This window comes from Donghicola mangrovi, assembly GCF_013377535.1.
In the GTDB taxonomy this organism is placed as follows: Bacteria; Pseudomonadota; Alphaproteobacteria; order Rhodobacterales; family Rhodobacteraceae; genus Donghicola; species Donghicola mangrovi.
In genome coordinates this window covers 1-15,901 of sequence record NZ_JABCJE010000018.1, presented here as the reverse complement: position 1 = coordinate 15,901, position 15,901 = coordinate 1, and the positions used below count along the sequence as shown (strand labels likewise).

General features: G+C 59.4%; 14 protein-coding genes and 1 pseudogene. 12 read left to right on the top strand and 3 right to left on the bottom strand.

Translation table 11 applies throughout. From position 1 onward, the window contains the following. Positions 1–325 precede the first annotated feature (325 nt). The 11 genes from dctP (at position 326) to HJ536_RS19520 (ending at position 12,286) form a co-directional block, all read left to right on the top strand. Positions 326–1,348, top strand: a complete 1,023-nt coding sequence (gene dctP, locus HJ536_RS19570) for a TRAP transporter substrate-binding protein DctP (protein ID WP_177159085.1) — start codon at positions 326–328, stop codon at positions 1,346–1,348. A gap of 63 nt (positions 1,349–1,411) precedes the next feature. Next, positions 1,412–2,029 (top strand): TRAP transporter small permease, encoded by a 618-nt coding sequence (locus HJ536_RS19565; RefSeq protein ID WP_177159084.1) that lies wholly within the window; start codon positions 1,412–1,414, stop codon positions 2,027–2,029. Further along, on the top strand, positions 2,029–3,327 hold the full coding sequence (locus HJ536_RS19560; RefSeq protein ID WP_177159083.1) for a TRAP transporter large permease: 1,299 nt from the start codon (positions 2,029–2,031) through the stop codon (positions 3,325–3,327). Before HJ536_RS19565 ends, HJ536_RS19560 begins: the two co-directional genes overlap by 1 nt. 186 nt (positions 3,328–3,513) lie before the next feature. Then, positions 3,514–4,533, top strand: coding sequence for a VOC family protein (locus HJ536_RS19555; RefSeq protein WP_177159082.1), 1,020 nt, complete (start codon positions 3,514–3,516; stop codon positions 4,531–4,533). Between the two features lie 44 nt (positions 4,534–4,577). Next, complete coding sequence (locus HJ536_RS19550) at positions 4,578–5,873, top strand: FAD-dependent monooxygenase (protein ID WP_177159081.1); 1,296 nt, start codon at positions 4,578–4,580, stop codon at positions 5,871–5,873. 29 nt (positions 5,874–5,902) lie between these two features. Further along, a complete protein-coding gene (locus tag HJ536_RS19545) occupies positions 5,903–6,973 on the top strand; it encodes an amidohydrolase family protein (protein WP_228028829.1) in 1,071 nt (356 codons plus the stop codon). Between the two features lie 197 nt (positions 6,974–7,170). Continuing rightward, a complete protein-coding gene (locus tag HJ536_RS19540; RefSeq protein ID WP_177159080.1) occupies positions 7,171–8,199 on the top strand; it encodes an MBL fold metallo-hydrolase in 1,029 nt (342 codons plus the stop codon). Between the two features lie 121 nt (positions 8,200–8,320). After that, positions 8,321–9,196: a fumarylacetoacetate hydrolase family protein gene (locus HJ536_RS19535; protein WP_177159079.1), complete on the top strand. Its 876-nt coding sequence runs from the start codon at positions 8,321–8,323 to the stop codon at positions 9,194–9,196. A gap of 1 nt (position 9,197) precedes the next feature. Beyond that, positions 9,198–10,001 (top strand): 2-oxo-hept-4-ene-1,7-dioate hydratase, encoded by an 804-nt coding sequence (gene hpaH / locus HJ536_RS19530; protein WP_177159078.1) that lies wholly within the window; start codon positions 9,198–9,200, stop codon positions 9,999–10,001. Positions 10,002–10,011: 10 nt separating this feature from the next. After that, positions 10,012–10,812: a 4-hydroxy-2-oxoheptanedioate aldolase gene (hpaI, locus tag HJ536_RS19525; protein WP_177159077.1), complete on the top strand. Its 801-nt coding sequence runs from the start codon at positions 10,012–10,014 to the stop codon at positions 10,810–10,812. Then, entirely contained in the window at positions 10,805–12,286 is a 1,482-nt protein-coding gene (locus HJ536_RS19520; RefSeq protein WP_177159076.1) for an NAD-dependent succinate-semialdehyde dehydrogenase, read from the top strand. The genes hpaI and HJ536_RS19520 overlap by 8 nt, the downstream gene beginning before the upstream one ends. A gap of 91 nt (positions 12,287–12,377) precedes the next feature. On the opposite strand, the gene HJ536_RS19515 is transcribed toward HJ536_RS19520, so the two are convergent. From HJ536_RS19515 to HJ536_RS19505, 3 genes and pseudogenes are all read right to left on the bottom strand, one after another. Continuing rightward, a complete protein-coding gene (locus HJ536_RS19515; protein ID WP_177159075.1) occupies positions 12,378–13,088 on the bottom strand; it encodes an IS6 family transposase in 711 nt (236 codons plus the stop codon). 118 nt (positions 13,089–13,206) lie between these two features. Beyond that, a pseudogene (locus tag HJ536_RS19510) lies at positions 13,207–13,314 on the bottom strand (IS5/IS1182 family transposase); the annotation flags it as partial. 268 nt (positions 13,315–13,582) lie between these two features. Next, positions 13,583–13,840 (bottom strand): hypothetical protein, encoded by a 258-nt coding sequence (locus HJ536_RS19505; protein WP_177159074.1) that lies wholly within the window; start codon positions 13,838–13,840, stop codon positions 13,583–13,585. Between the two features lie 611 nt (positions 13,841–14,451). Here HJ536_RS19505 and HJ536_RS19500 point away from each other — a divergent pair. After that, entirely contained in the window at positions 14,452–14,874 is a 423-nt protein-coding gene (locus tag HJ536_RS19500; protein WP_177159073.1) for a hypothetical protein, read from the top strand. Positions 14,875–15,901: the final 1,027 nt, after the last annotated feature.

The window sequence follows — 15,901 nt, the reverse complement described above, 5'->3', positions numbered from 1 at the left end:
CCCGGTCCCCCTCCCAGGGACATGTTCCGGGCCTGGGGATCCTAGCAGTTTCCCATGCCATTTGACCCCGTGCAGGCCGCGCCAATGACCGCGATTTCCAGATAGTGGAAATCTTCGGGATCCCCCGAAGCCGCTCTGACAGCGTCAATCTCAATAGCTGAAATTTATGGTACCCGATGCGTTTCCAATGATCATTGCCCAACCGTGTCCGTAATGTGAAAACTCGCATGTTCTCGTGTTGATGGGCTGGGGAGAGTCCAAGCACAGTCAGGGACACACGACGCCGGCGCGTGGGGAGAAAAGCCGGACCCAAGGGAGGAAAACCATGAAACATCTCAATGCGCTTGGCGCAGCCGCTTTGCTGTCCGTGGGGGCACCCCTGCTGGCGAATGCAGAAACCACGCTGATTTATAACAGCTTTTTGCCACCATACGACGAAATGTATCAGGTCGCGGTCAAGGATTTCGCCGCCCGGATCGAAGCAGAGAGCCAGGGCGACATCCACATCCAGATCCCGGACAGCAGCCTTGCCCCCTCCGATCGCCAGTATGAAATGGTGCGGGACGGGATCGCGGACATGGCCATCGTGTCCTCTGGCGCAGTCCCCCAGCTGGTGACGCTGAACCGCATCGCCGACCTGCCCTTCAGTGCCCCCACGGCCGAAGCCGGCGCCGTGGCCCTGTGGGAAACCTACGAAAAGTACTTTGAGCCGATGAACGAGTTCAAAGGCGTGAAAGTGCTGTCGACCCATGTCCTGCCAGGACGCCAGATGCTGTCGACCAGCGACAGGGAAATCACCGATGTGCCCTCTCTGTCGGGCTTCAAGCTCTGGTCGCCTCCGGGTACGCTGACCAAGACCGCCGAAGCGCTGGGGGCGGTTCCGGTCAACTCCGAATTCACGGACCTGCAGGAATACGTGACCAAGGGCACGGTCGACGGCGTCATCCTGACACCGGGCTCCGCCGACGGCGCGCGTATCCTGGAGAACGTCAAGAGCTACACCAAGATCCCCGGCGGTCTGGGGTCGCTGTCTTTCGCAGTGTTCATCTCGCAGGAAAGCTGGGAGGGCCTGACCGCAGATCAGCAGGGCGCGATCCTGCGCGCAGCCGACGGCCTGCCGGGCCGGACCGGGGCCGCCGCCGATGCGGCCGAGGCCGAACTGTCCGAGATCGTCGCCCAGATTCCCACGACCGAAGTCTCGGGTGCGGCGCTGGCGTCCTTTGAGGATGTACTGAACGCCCAGATCGATCTGTGGAAGGAAAAGGCTGCCGCCAAGGGCCTGGAAAACCCGGATGAGGTCTATGACTTCTACCGCGCCCGCCTGGATCACGCCCTCGCGGCCAACTGATTTGCTGAGACTCGGCTGCGTGCTTCCGTCTGACGGGAGCACGCCCTTCGTGGAGCGTGTAACATGATCAAAACCATCGACCTCTGGCTGGGGCGGTTCTGTCTTGCCGTCGCCGGCCTGTCCATCAGCGCCATGGCCCTGGTGGCCTTCGTGGACAGCATCGGGCGCAAGTTCGACATGCCGCTCTACGGCGGCTCGGAATACGTCATCTTTGCCTTGCTGACCTTCTTCTTCTCCGCCCTGCCGCTTGTCGTGCGGGACAATTCACATATCCGCGTCGGCCTGTTTGCCGACCTGTACAAGGCCCGCCTGTCCCGGATCGAAGCCTTGTTTACCGGAACGCTGGAGGTGCTGGCCCTGTGCGCCTTTACCTACATGATCTTTGACCAGGCCAACCGGCTGGAACGGTTCGGCACCTTGTCGGTGTACTTCGAACTGCCGATGGCTCCGCTGGTCTACATGGCTTCGCTGTTTTGCCTGATCGCCATCTGGTTTGCCTCGCACAATGTCTGGCTGATGCATTCCGATGCCACGCTGAGGCCCCATGCCATTCCCGACGACAGCGAAGATGAGCCCGGTCACCAGGAAGGCATCCGCAAGATCCTGCGCGATACGGGCGACTATCCCGAAGACGAAACGCCAAACATGCGTCCGCAAGGCGCTGTCAAGGAGGCTGGGTGATGTTGGAATTTCTCGTTCTTGGGTCCGTGGTTGGCATCATTGCCTTTACCCGTCTGCCCCTTGGGTTTGTCATGATGTTCTGCGGAGCTGCGGGCATTGCCGCGCTGCACCCGCGTGGTCTGTCCGCGGCGATGGCCATCTCGGAACAGCAGATCATGAACCTTGCCATGAACTACCAGTTCTCGGTCCTGCCGTTGTTCATCCTGATGGGCGTCTTCGTCGTGCAGGCCGGTCTGGCCAACGAGCTGTTCGAGGCAGCCCGCCGATGGGTCGGACATTACCCCGGTGGGCTTGGCATGGCGACAATCCTGGCCTGTGGCGGGTTTTCGGCCATGTCGGCTTCGTCCTCGGCGGCCTCGGCCACCATGGCGCATATCGCCGTCCCCGAGATGAAAAGCGCAAAATACGATGACGGCTTTGCCGCTGGCTCCATCGCGGCAGGCGGCACGATGGGCATCCTCATTCCTCCGTCATCGGCCCTGATCATCTACGCGCTTCTGACGCAGGAGAGCGTATCGGAGCTCTTCGTCGCGGGCATCATTCCGGGCCTCATGCAGATCGGCTTTTATATCATTGTCATGGCCATCGTCGCCCGTTTCCTGCCTTCCTGGGCCCCCAGGGGAACGGTCTACACGATGAAGGATCGCTTTGCCGCACTCTGGAAGATCTGGGGCGTACTCTTCCTCTTTGGTCTGGTCATGATCGGGCTGGTGTGCGGTTGGTTCACCGCAACCGAGGCCGGCGGGATCGGCGCAGGGGGCGCGTTCCTCTTCGTGCTGGCGCGCCGCAAGCTGACCTTCAAGGTCTTTGCCCGCAGCTTGCTCGATACGGCGCGGATTTCGACGATGATCTTCATCGTGGCTTCGGGGGCGCTGGTGCTCAACCAGTTCATCAACCTCTCAGGGGTGCCCGGCGATGTGGTCCGTTTCATCGAAAGCATGCATCTCAGCCCGCCGATGGTGATCCTCTGCCTGATCGTGTTCTACACGTTGCTCGGTTGCCTGATGGATGGCTACGCCATGATCTTCCTGACGGTTCCCATTGTCGCGCCTATCGTGTCCGGGCTGGGATATGACCTGGTCTGGTGGGGGATCGTGACGGTTCTCGTGGTCGAAATCAGCCTGATCACGCCCCCTGTCGGACTGAACGTCTTCATCCTCAAGGCGCTTTTGCCAGAGTTGCCGATCGTGAAGATCTTCAAGGGGATCATGCCCTATCTGGTGTCCGACGTGGCCCGTCTGCTCCTGATCCTGGCCTTTCCCGCCGTCACCTTGCTCCTGCCCTCGCTGATCACCTGACGTGTCGGAAAATAAACCTGAAAACAAAATCTTAAAGGAACGCCTGTCGCAGCAGCGGCGGGCGTTCCTGCGTGCCCGATCCCCCCTGAAACTTGCTTTTCGCAATATGAACAATTCGCCATGGTTTTGTTGTCGGAATCCCGCCCCTTGGCCAATCTCGGGACAAGAGTTCAGGGAGGGATCGAGATGAACTTTGACAAGCCGGTGCTTTTTCCGCCGTTCAACATTACACGCGCCAGCCACACCATCCTGTCGGCCCGGGATCTGGAAGCGAGCAAACATTTCTACACCGAACTCGTGGGACTGGTTGTCAGTGACGAAGACGAGAACACGCTGTACCTGCGCGGCCGCGAAGAGCGGGGCCACCATTCCCTGGTCCTGAAAAAATCGACAGGCCCGCGCGTCTGCCACCGTCTCGGCATGCGGATGCTGACGGACGATGACATCAAGGCGGCCTACGACTGGTTCAACGAAAACGGCTTTGCAGCGACCTTTGTCGATGTGCCGTTCCAGGGCCTGACCCTGCATGTGCGTGACGCCATGGGCCTGCCTCTGGAATTCGTGGCCGACATGGATGCCATGCCGCGCCAGATGTACGGCTACGACCAGTACAAGGGCGCCTCTGCCCAGCGGGCCGACCACTGGCAGACCCAAAGTAGCGATGTCGCAAAGTCGATGGCCTTTTACCACACCCTCGGCTTCCGCACCTCGGAATACACATATTCCGACAATGACGCCGGCGGGCAGGATCTTTGGGGCGGCTGGATGCAGCGCAAGGGCAACCCCCATGACATCGTCTTTACCAATGGCCCCGGCCCGCGCCTGCACCATTTCGCCTACCTGCTGCGCGATGCGGCCGACACGGTCCATGCCTGCGACGTTGCAGGGGCGCTTGGCTTCAACCATGATCTGGAACGCGGACCGGGCCGTCACGGCATTTCGGGCGCCATGTTCATCTACTTCCGCGACCCCGACGGGCACCGGATCGAACTGTTCAATACCCACTACCAGCACATCGACCTGGAGCCGCCTCTGGCCTGGAGCCTGTCGGATCCAAAACGCGCAGACCAGTGGGGCATGCCCGCTCAGGAAAAGTGGTTCACCGAAGCCACTGAATTCGAAGGCGCCGCCCCCGATGCCCCGATCCTGAACGCGCCGCTGCCGACGCTGGAGAAATTCCTGGACAAACAGAAACAGCCTGCCTGACCGGCAGCAGAAGGGGGACCGAAGCCCCCATGAGGAGGAAAACCATGTTGGATATTGCGATTATCGGCGCAGGACCGGGCGGATTGGCCACTGCGCTTCGCCTGGAACAAAAAGGCTTCAGACCCACGATCTACGAAGCGGCGCCGGAACTGAAACCGCTGGGTGTCGGCATCGACATCAAGGTCTACGGCGTCAAAGAAGTCACCGAGATGGGCTTGCTGGAGGAATTCCGCGCCATTTCCGTCGAGGCGAAGGACAGCACCTTCTTTACCGGCCATGGCCAGCAGATCTTTACCGAACGCTGCGGCAAGCATATCGGCTATGAGCACGAGCAGCGTTTCGTGCATCGCGGGACCTTCCAGTTCATGCTGCTGGACGCGGTCAAGGCCCGCCTTGGCGCGGACGCGGTTCAACTTGGCCGCAAGTTCGAACGGTTCGAGCAGGATGCAGACGGCGTCACCATCACCTTCGCCGATGGCAGCACCGTACGCCATGACGTGATGATCGGCGTCGATGGCATCCATTCGCGTGTCAAACGCCAGCTGCACCCGGACGCCTCGCGCACCCATTATTCCGGCATTGCCATGTACCGCGGCGTGACCGTCATGCCGCCCTATGCCAATGGCGGAACCATCCTGCACATCGGCGACCCGATCCGGCAGGGATCGCTGATCGTCTACCCGATCGCCAACAACGAAGACGGCAACGGCAACCAGTTGATCAACTGGGTCTGCGAACAGTCCGGCAAACCCAAAGGCGCTGAAGACTGGTCCGTGCAGGTCGGCCCCGAGGATATCCAGGACGTGTTCACCGACGTGAAACTGGATTTTCTCGACGTGAACGAGATGATCCGCAATGCGCGTGAAATCTACGTCTACCCGCTGATCGACAGCGACCCGTTGGATCGCTGGTCCTTTGACCGGGTGACGCTGCTGGGCGACGCGGCGCACGCGATGTACCCGCGCGGCGGCAACGGCGTCTGCCAGGCGCTGGTTGATGCGCGTGTCGTGGCCGAAAAGCTCGCCACGATGGACGACCCGGTCGAGGCTTTCCAGGCCTATGAAGCCGAACGCCGCGACTTCGTGAACCGCCTCGTCATCGCCAACCGGGGCGAAGGCCCCGAAGTGATCCGCCGCCTCGTCGAAGAGGCCTCCGGCGGCAAGCCCTTCGACAACATCGACGACGTGATCTCCCGCCAGGAGGTCGAGGATCTGTTCATGGAATACCACGTCAAGGCGGGCATGAAGCGCCCCGATGACGTGCGTGACGGCCAGCGCGCCAAGGAGGTGTTCACCGAAGCCACCTCGCGCCGCGTCGCTGCCGCAGAAGACATCCGATAACCCGTAATCCGTATCCGAAAGAAGACGTTATGACCGAGATGACCAAACACCGCGTGATCGATGCCAACATGCACTGGCTGCCCGACACGCTGTTCACCGACGACGACCTGCGTGAAAAGATGATGCTGTGCATCCCGCGCCAGCACAACGTCCACGTCCGCATGGAACCCGTGAAGGACAAGGACATCCGCCAGATCATCATCGAGGAACCCAAGGGCGTGGTGAACATCAACTACGCCGAAGGCCAGTACAATATCGACAGCCAGCTGGCCGACATGGACAAGGCCGGGATCGACCACGCCGTATTCCGCATTCCCGTCTGGCAGGAATGGCTGGATCTGGAATGCTCGAAGAAGATCAACGACGGCCTGGCCGAATATGTGGCCAAATCCGGTGGCCGCTTTACCGCGCTGGCGGTCTGCCCGCCCTGGGGCACCGATGCCATGATCAAGGAAGTCGAACGCTGCGTGGATCAACTGGGCTTCAAAGGCGTGCAGATGGCCTGCAAGTACGGCGACATCTACCTTGATGACGAGGCCTTCTACCCGTATTTCGAGTTCATCAACGACCGCAAGCTGCCGGTTGTTGTCCACCACACGCCGCTGCCGGTGGATCACGGGTCGATCCTGGATTTCAACAACCAGCGCCGCCAGTACGGCCGCTGCATCGCGCAGGGCACCGCCGTGGGCCGCGAACTGTTCTCGGGTCTCTTCGACCGCTTCCCGAACCTGAAACTGTCCCATTCCATGCTGGGTGGCGGGTTCTTTGCCTTTGCCGACATGCTGGTTCCGAAACCGCGCCATTCCTACGGCGATGCGGTCGACCGGTTCGACACCGGCAATTCCAACCTGCGTGAAAAGTTGACCAACAACCTGTTCTTCGACATTTCCGGCCCGCCGCAGTGGGGCAAGAAACAGCTGGAATGCGCACTCGAAGTGCTGGGCGAGGACAACATCCTCTACGGCGCCTCCTACCCGATCCGAAAGGACTGGTTCTTTGACGGTGTGCCGACGATCGAAGGTCTCGACGTGTCGGACGAGGTCAAGGCCAAGGTGTTCCATAAGAACGCCGAGAAGTTCTTTGGTCTCGACCCGAAGTAACCGCTGACCGGCGGGGGCGCACCGGTGCCCCTGCCCTCCCTGCCCTTTGCCAGATGTCTGCATCCGCGAGGGCGGCAATTCCAAAAGACAAGACAGCGGACGTGTCGGCACAGGTTGGAGGGCCTTGCCGATGCGGCTGATCTTGCAGGCAGCCCGAGGCACCTCGAGCAGCACACTGATTTCATGGGAGGAAAAAAATGTATAAACGTCAAACACAGGGGCGATCCCCCCAAATCCTTGGCCGTCTGCGGCAATCCTTGCGCGTGTCGGTCCTGGTGGCCATCTGCGCCGCATTGCCTGTCGCCGCGACGGTTTCCCAAGCACAGGACACGGCCGCGACATCCCCCGAACTGGTGGTCACACTGCTGGGCACGGGCACGCCCTCGGCCGACCTACGCCGCGCCGGTTTTGCCAATCTCGTGCAGGCCGGAGGAACGACACTGCTGTTCGATGCCGGGCGTAATGTCGTCACGCGCCTCCAGCAGATGGACCTTGCCATCGGCGCGGTGGACGCCGTCTTCATCACGCATTTCCATTCTGATCACGTGAACGGTCTGGACGACATTCTGATGTCGGGCTACCTGACAGGTCCGATCGGCGGCCGCAAAGGCCCACTGGGCCTTTATGGCCCGCCGGGGGTTGCTGCGCTTGCCGAGGGCATCCGGACCGCACATCAGGGCGATATCACCACGCGCATGGCCGATGAGGGCGTTGACGAAGCCGCCACGCACTTTGACGTCCATGAAGCCGCCCCAGGCGTCGTCTTTGACGCGGACGGGGTGAAGGTGACCATGTTCCCGGTCAACCATGGTGAGCTGATCGATCCTTCTGTAGGGTATCGCGTCGATTATGCAGGCAAGTCCGTAACATTTTCCAGTGACACGAAATTTGATCCGGCTGTCATTGAGGCTGGCCGAGGAACTGACCTGCTGGTGCATTCGGTCGGAACGGCCCCGGACCAGATGCTGGACCTGCCGTTCGTACGTCGCATCCTGAACCATCACAGCTCCCCTCAGGACGTCGGGCGCGTCTTCTCCGAGGCCGCCCCGAAAATCGGCGTGCTGTCGCATGTTGTCCGGCTCGAAAACCCCAAATTCGACCGGGTGCGCATGTCCGATATCGTGACGCGGGTGCGGGAGACCTACGACGGTCCGATGATCGTGGCCGAGGACCTCATGCAATTCCGGATCGCGGACAATGTGTCCGTGCTGATGGCCGATCAATGAGCCTTCCCGGAGCGCGAGATCGCCACACCGTGGACATCGCGTCTCCGGGATAAAAACAGAACACGCCGCACGCGGGGCGCTGCGCGGTAACGCGCAGAGACAGGGATAAACAGGACAAACCATGCAGACCACGAAACTGGTGCGTTTCAGCACGCAGGATAAAACCTCTTTCGGCCTCGTGCGTGACGCGGGCATCACCGACCTTTCCGGGCTCGACCCCGCCCGTTGGCGCGAACTGGACGAGGTCCTGCAAGGCGGCGAACTCAGCGCCCTTTTGGCCGCCGCCGAGGCAGCAGACCTGCCCGTGACACATGCCCTTGAAGATGTGTCGATCGAAAGCCCCCTCGCCCGCCCACAAAAGATCATCTGTGTCGGCGTCAACTTTCCCGACCGCAATGCCGAATACGAGGATGGCAAGGATGCGCCGCCGAACCCGTCGCTGTTCATTCGTTTTCCCGGATCCTTCACCGGCCACGGCCAGCCCCTGATCCGACCCGCCGAAAGCGACCAGCTGGATTACGAAGGCGAGATCGCCATTGTCATCGGCAAGCAAGGCCGCCGCATTCCTGAAGCTGACGCCTATGACCACATCGCCGCTGTGACCCTATGCAACGAAGGCACGCTGCGCGACTGGGTGCGCCATGCAAAATTCAACGTCACTCAGGGCAAGAACTGGGACAAATCCGGGTCTATGGGCCCCTGGCTGGTGCCACTGACTGACCCCGCCCAGATCAGCGACATCACCCTGACCACCCGCGTCAATGGAGAGATCCGCCAGCAGGACCGCACGGGTCGGATGATCTTCTCCTTCCCGAAGATCCTGAATTACATCTCGACCTTCACCACGCTGTTGCCCGGCGACATCATCGTCACCGGCACGCCAACCGGCGCAGGCGCCCGGTTCGATCCGCCGAAATGGCTCAGACCCGGCGACGTGATCGAAGTCGAGGCAGATGGGCTTGGCACCCTGCGCAACACCGTCGCCGACGAGGCCTGAGATGCTGTCTTCCGATACAATTACCGCCGCCGCCGCCGCGCTGGATCATGCCGAACGGACCCGCGTCCAGACGGCTCTTTTGTCACTGTCCAATCCCGACATGACCATGGATGATGCCTATGCCATCCAGTCCGCCTGGATGAAGGAAAAGCTGGCGCAGGGGCGCCGCCAGATCGGCTGGAAGATCGGCCTGACGTCGCGGGCGATGCAAAGCGCGCTGAACATCGACATCCCCGACAGCGGTGTGCTGCTGGACGACATGGTGTTCGAAGACGGCGCAACCATCCCGGCCGACCGTTTCATCCAGCCCCGGATCGAAGCTGAAATCGCCTTTGTCATGAAACACGACCTTGCCGGTCCGGATGTGACCGTCTTTGACGTGCTGGATTGCACCGACTACATCACGCCGGCGCTGGAAATCCTCGACACCCGCATCCTGCGGGTCGATCCAGCGACCAAAAAGACCCGCAATGTCCTTGATACGATATCCGACAATGCCGCCAACGCAGGCATCGTCACCGGCGGACGTGCCATGCGCCCGTCCGAGGTCGACATGCGCTGGATGGGCGCGATCGTGTCGCGCAATGGCGTGGTCGAGGAAACCGGTCTGGGGGCCGGTGTCCTGAACGATCCCGTGCGCGGCATCGCCTGGCTTGCCAACCGGCTGGCGCAATATGGCGACCGGATCGAGGCAGGCCAGACGGTTCTGGCCGGGTCTTTCATCCGCCCCGTCGAATGCCCGCATGGCACGACGATCACCGCCGATTACGGGCCCTTCGGCACCGTGTCCCTGTATTTCGAATGAGGACAGCACGATGCCCGCACCCGTGAATCCTTTCAAACAAGCGCTTCTGGACAAGCGTCCCCAGATTGGCCTCTGGCTGGCCCTAGCCAATGACACAACGGCAGAGATCTGCGGCAGCGCCGGCTTTGACTGGTTGCTTATCGACGGCGAACACGCGCCGAATGACCTGCCGCTGATCCAGTCGCAACTGCGTGCACTGGCCGCCAGCCCCGCCCACGCAATCGTCCGCATTCCCGTGGGCGAGGCCTGGATGATCAAGCAGGTTCTGGACATCGGCGCGCAGACTGTTCTGGTCCCGATGATCGAAACCCGCGACCAAGCACAGGCCATGGTGCGCGCCAAGCTGTACCCGCCGCACGGGATACGCGGCGTCGGCGCAGCGCTGGCGCGGGCCTCGGCCTATAACCGCATTCCCGATTATCTGGCCACGGCCAATGACCAGACCTGTCTGCTGCTGCAGATCGAAAGCATGGCCGGCCTTGCCGCACTGGACGACATCGCCTCGGTCGAAGGGATCGACGGCATCTTCATCGGCCCCGCAGACCTTGCAGCCGACATGGGCTACCTCGGCAAACCTGGTGCCCCTGAAGTGCAAGCCGCGGTCGAGGACGCCCTCCGCCGCATCCTCAGCCATGGCAAGGCGGCGGGCATCCTGACCGGGGACCAGACCTTGGCCCGGCGCTACCTCGCGCTGGGGGCAACCTTTGTTGGCGTCGGCAACGACGTGGGCCTGCTCGCTGTCAGCACTGCCGCGCTGGCCCGCGATTTCAAGAAGAACACCGAAGTGGAAACGGGAGCAGCCTATGCTTGAAACCATCTCCAAGACGCAAGGCCCCCTGTCTGTCAAGGACCCGGCCCTGCTGGAAACACGGGCCTACGTGAATGGTCAATGGCTGGACACCGGGGTCACGTTTCCCGTGACAAACCCGTCAACCGGCGCGCTGCTTGCCCATGTGACAGACATGGGTGCCGACATCGACAGCGCGATCGATGCCGCCTACGCGGCCAAACGCGCTTGGGCAGCCCGATCGGGCAAGGACCGCAGCGCGGTCCTCCGCCGCCTGTACGACCTGATGATCGAAAACGCGGACGACCTTGCCACCATCCTGACCGCGGAAATGGGCAAACCCTGGGCGGAGGCCCGCGGCGAGATCCTTTATGGCGCCGCCTACGTCGAATGGTTCGCCGAGGAGGCCAAGCGTGTCTACGGCGACATGATCCCCGGCCCGGCCCGCGACAAGCGCATGGTGATCCTCAGGCAACCGGTCGGCGTCGTGGGGGCGATCACGCCGTGGAATTTCCCCAATGCCATGATCGCGCGCAAGATGGCCCCGGCCCTGGCTGTCGGCTGCACGATGCTGCTGCGGCCAGCAGAACTGACGCCCTTGTCGGCACTGGCGCTGGCCGTGCTGGCGGAGCGCGCGGGCCTGCCTGCGGGCGTATTCAACGTGATCCCGTCCAGCAAGTCCTCTGCCGTGGGCAAGGCGCTTTGCGCCTCCGACAAGGTGGCCAAGCTGACCTTCACAGGATCGACCCGTGTGGGCAGGATCCTGATGGAACAAGGGGCTGCGACGATCAAGAAGCTCTCTCTTGAACTGGGCGGCAACGCGCCCTTCATCGTCTTTGACGATGCCGATCTCGACGCCGCCGTCGAAGGGGCGATGCTCGCCAAGTTCCGCAACAACGGCCAGACCTGTGTCTGTGCCAACCGGATCTACGTCCAGTCCGGGGTCTATGATGCCTTCGCCGAAAAACTGGCCGCCGCGATGACGCAGCTCACCCTTGGCGATGGTCTTGCAACCGGCGTGACCACGGGCCCGCTGATCAATGCAGGCGCCATGGCAAAGGTTGAGGAGCATATCACCGATGCCCTGTCGAAGGGCGCTAACCTGCATCAGGGCGGCAAGCGGTCCGACCTTGGAGGCACATTCTTTGAACCTACGCTGCTGACCGGCGTCACGCAGGATATGCAGGTTGCCACCGACGAAACATTTGGGCCGCTGGCCGCGCTGATCCGTTTCGAGGACGAACAGCAGGCCATCGACTGGGCCAATGCCACCGAATTCGGGTTGGCCGGGTATTTTTACACCCGTGACATCGCGCGCAGCTGGCGCGTCGGAGAACAGCTCGAAGTCGGCATGGTGGGGATCAACACCGGGGCCATATCGACCGAACTCGCCCCCTTTGGCGGAGTCAAGCAATCGGGCATGGGCCGCGAAGGGTCAAAATACGGGATCGACGATTATCTGGAAATCAAGAATCTCTGCTTCGGCGGGCTCGACTGACGTCCATGCTCCTGCGTCATCCGCCATGACGCGCCAGCCCGGGATTGCCAACTTGTTTTCACCTGTTTGAGAGAGGCGAGACATCTGCTTGTCAGGCGGTCATTTTGGCAGCATAGCCTCTCCAGAGGTCGAAAGCATCGGACCTTGCGTGGCGGTATGAGACGGCGGAGAGTTGATAGCGTCGTGGGCGGAAAACGATGTTGATCTGATCATGGGCAGCCAGAAATCTTTGTGCCTGCCGGGGAGATTTAAACCGCCCCAACAACTTCTCGCGTTTCCGTGTTGGCCTGTGTGATCCTTCGATCCGGTTGTTCAAGCCCTTGTGTGCGCGGTGATCTGCGCCCGGTGCGAGGTCTCGGATCGGCCTGAAATAACTGCGCAACTTGTCCGTGATGATGACACGGGGTTCACCGAACCGGTCGATCAGCCTTGCCAGAAAACGTCTTGCAGCATTGGCGTTGCGCTGTGGCTGAACGAGAATATCAAGGACGTCGCCGTTCGCGTCGACCGCCCGCCAAAGCCAGTATTTTCTGCCGTTGATTGGGATGACGACCTCATCCAAGTGCCATTTGTCGCCCGCGGCCGGTCTGTCGCGCCTGATGCAATCGGCAAAGTGACGTCCAAAGCGGTTCACCCATTTTCGGATCGTATCCCGGCTGACCATCACACCCCGATCGGCGAGAAGATCCTCGACATCCGCCGTGCTGAGCGCGAAGCGATGATAGACCCAGACGGCATATGCAACGATTTCACGAGGGAAACGGTAGCCTTTCAGGCGCGGCATGGAGGATGGTGTATTCATACCCAACGCCTAACCAAGCACCGCTCCGCAAACAAGTTGGCAATCCCGCTACGGCTCCTACGTTTCGAGGTCTGTCCCCCGCCAGCCCTCGGCCCCTAGCCCTTATGAGGGCCACGACCTATTCCATTCGTAGCCAGCGAATGACGATAGCGGCCAAGGCGATGACTGAGAGGAAGATGACCGGGTTTCTGTCGTACCGCACCGCGACCCTCCGCCCGTCCGTCATTAAAACGATCCCCCTCCTCCGAACTTTGGCCCGCAAGTTGGAGGCCGTGCGATGCGCCAGTCACCCACCCTTGTGCCTCAAAGGCGCCTCGGGAAATGAACGCAGACGCGCAACTTGTTTCTCTGTGAGCCGGAACAGATCGCTCATGGAGCAGGTCTCGACGACACCCGTGCGTCACCTTGTCCGTCAAATCTTACTGAGGACTGAGCCCAAGCAGGTGGAAGATGGGGAAATCAAAGGCGGTTAGACCGCCCTGTAGCTTTCGCAGTCACTTTTCCTCTATATACGAAGTGCAGTCCTCATCAATGAACATGACGTACTGATGTGGGTCATCGAATTGGACTTCGATATTCACAAAGCCGTATTTCTCTCCGCTCGGGTGGAATTCAATTTTATCCACGCGGGATGACATGAGAATAGGCTCGTCGTATTGTGAACGCGCCGAAATACGAAATTCTCGTTCAGCAATTTCCAAAAGCTCAGATTCCCCCTTGAAACTGCAGCTGGCGAGTGCGCCGTCTGACACGGTCCGTCCAATTAGCGCAGATAAGATCAATGCGAAAAGTGATAGTGTTAAAAGCGAAGCTAAAAGGTATATCGTGCGCGTTTTTGTAATTATCACTCTTACTCCAATACTCGCAAATGTCGCTGCGATTTAAATTATTCATATCAGCCTCTCGATCTTGTTTTTGCAAGGAGGGGCTTCAAGATCAGAACGGCTTAGGTCTCAAGCGGCTTGGAACTGGAAATTGCGTGGATGTATATTTTTTCTGGGCCGCGGTCGTCCTGTCGTCGTTCATGTTCGGGTTTCGTTTTCGTAGGGCCGTCGTCGCTCGGTTGCAATCTGCGCATTGCCGCCGTTGGCCTCTCAAAAATGCTGCGAGATGCCTCGCAAGTCCGGTTTGGTGAAGCTGCGCTGCGCCGCCGCAAGTCTGCTCTCAGCCCAATTTGGGCATTCGTTCTGCAACTGCATCGAATGGCTTCGCCTGCAGGTCGGGCGGAGAGCTGACTTTCGCTGCGCCAATCATGAATGTCCCCGATGCTCAGTTAGCATATCTGGCTCTTCAGAAACCATTTCTCGAAAGCGGCCTCTCAGGCAGAGCGCAGCGATCGGCCGCGAAGAGCCCGGAGTCACGGATGCTGCACGATGTGAAAATGTCTGATATCAATGTGTATGCATCCACAGAGGAAATTAGTATGTTAAAAAAGGTGCTTCGTTGGGGCTTTGTCCTATTGGCATTGATTGCAGTAGGCGGTTACCTGTTTCTCTTTCCGCCGCTTCCAAGGCCGCCTGAACTTGGCCGGGGACTTCCGAATAATTTTGCCGCGGCTGATGAAGAGTTCGGCCGGCGAGTTTTAGCAGCATTCCCAGCACCTCTTACGGTGGAAGCACTTATCTCTCGCCTGCGCGAACAAGGGTTCACAGTCAATGAAGAAGCCAAATATGCTATATTTGAAAAGAACCAATTTCCCTGCACCTTGATGTGGAGGATTGATTGGACGGCGGAAGGGGATTCTGTTGAAAACCTGACCTCAAAGTACGGTGGAGCATGTCTTTAGAACGAACGAGAGCAGCCATCGGCACAGTCGGAGCGAATTGACGCTTTGTCCGCTCATTGGTCATTCAATGACCCTGGGATGAACGTCTAATTCCTGCCCTTTCTATCTCGTCTTTAACGAGGCCCGCATTTTATGTTGGGCTTGGTCAATTTGAAGGAAATTGGCCTTTATCGCGCCAGAAATCCATCATACTGTTTCTGGCTCGACCTTCACTTTAAACCAGACGCCACAATTTCCTTTTTCCTGCCCACTGTTTTTCACCTTCAGTTTCTGAATGCACGCAAGAAAATAAAAAACTGGAAATCTATGCTCATTGATGGAAGCCAGACATTAAGTTCCTACTTTTTCTTCTTGAACACGCTTGAATCCCGACGCAACCAAGGCAATGCATTTTCTCTATTTCGAATTGAACCACATTCGAATCCTCACTTTGTTAAGCTCCTCAATCAAACCTTCCGCCTCTTCAGGTGTAATCTTGTAATAAAGAACGGTAGTTCCACGGGAGAACTTCACAAGAATTGGAACATCTTTTGAGGACGTGTGAAGTACGCTAAGATACTCTGAAATATGACAAATTTCTATAATTTTGTAGCGGAATAGCAAAATTCTGTCTATGAAGCTAAGCTTCACCATCGCGCATCTCCAAGAAACACGCATCCAATCTGATGACAGCCTCGTTTGGATCGAGCTTTAACTAACACACTCACCATCCGTAACTTGTTTCATGAGCTTACTGTTTGCTCATATGATTTTGCAAGACAACATTGCGCGTATTGCGGGGGTTGGGCTTGGGTAGGTGACCATATAAACACGATGTATCGGAGTGCCATCGCAATTGAGTGGGGGAAAGGAAGATCTATCCAGAGCAGCACAGCATCTCCCAAACGATGCAGCATTCTGCACCGATTGCAATTCAACTACAGCTGCGCCATGCTGTGCCTGCCGAATCTGGACCACCCGAAGCTGGAGTTTCGGTCCCTTGATCACGATGACGGGCTGGTGACGTCATCTGGAAAGTGCAGTGCGT

What these genes read in the sequence shown, in the direction of transcription:
- dctP (WP_177159085.1), top strand. Translation starts at nt 326, where the DNA reads ATGAAACATCTCAATGCGCTTGGCGCAGCCGCTTTGCTGTCCGTGGGG.
- HJ536_RS19565 (WP_177159084.1), top strand. Translation starts at nt 1,412, where the DNA reads ATGATCAAAACCATCGACCTCTGGCTGGGGCGGTTCTGTCTTGCCGTC.
- HJ536_RS19560 (WP_177159083.1), top strand. Translation starts at nt 2,029, where the DNA reads ATGTTGGAATTTCTCGTTCTTGGGTCCGTGGTTGGCATCATTGCCTTT.
- HJ536_RS19555 (WP_177159082.1), top strand. Translation starts at nt 3,514, where the DNA reads ATGAACTTTGACAAGCCGGTGCTTTTTCCGCCGTTCAACATTACACGC.
- HJ536_RS19550 (WP_177159081.1), top strand. Translation starts at nt 4,578, where the DNA reads ATGTTGGATATTGCGATTATCGGCGCAGGACCGGGCGGATTGGCCACT.
- HJ536_RS19545 (WP_228028829.1), top strand. Translation starts at nt 5,903, where the DNA reads ATGACCGAGATGACCAAACACCGCGTGATCGATGCCAACATGCACTGG.
- HJ536_RS19540 (WP_177159080.1), top strand. Translation starts at nt 7,171, where the DNA reads ATGTATAAACGTCAAACACAGGGGCGATCCCCCCAAATCCTTGGCCGT.
- HJ536_RS19535 (WP_177159079.1), top strand. Translation starts at nt 8,321, where the DNA reads ATGCAGACCACGAAACTGGTGCGTTTCAGCACGCAGGATAAAACCTCT.
- hpaH (WP_177159078.1), top strand. Translation starts at nt 9,198, where the DNA reads ATGCTGTCTTCCGATACAATTACCGCCGCCGCCGCCGCGCTGGATCAT.
- hpaI (WP_177159077.1), top strand. Translation starts at nt 10,012, where the DNA reads ATGCCCGCACCCGTGAATCCTTTCAAACAAGCGCTTCTGGACAAGCGT.
- HJ536_RS19520 (WP_177159076.1), top strand. Translation starts at nt 10,805, where the DNA reads ATGCTTGAAACCATCTCCAAGACGCAAGGCCCCCTGTCTGTCAAGGAC.
- HJ536_RS19515 (WP_177159075.1), bottom strand. Translation starts at nt 13,088, where the DNA reads ATGAATACACCATCCTCCATGCCGCGCCTGAAAGGCTACCGTTTCCCT.
- HJ536_RS19500 (WP_177159073.1), top strand. Translation starts at nt 14,452, where the DNA reads ATGCTGCACGATGTGAAAATGTCTGATATCAATGTGTATGCATCCACA.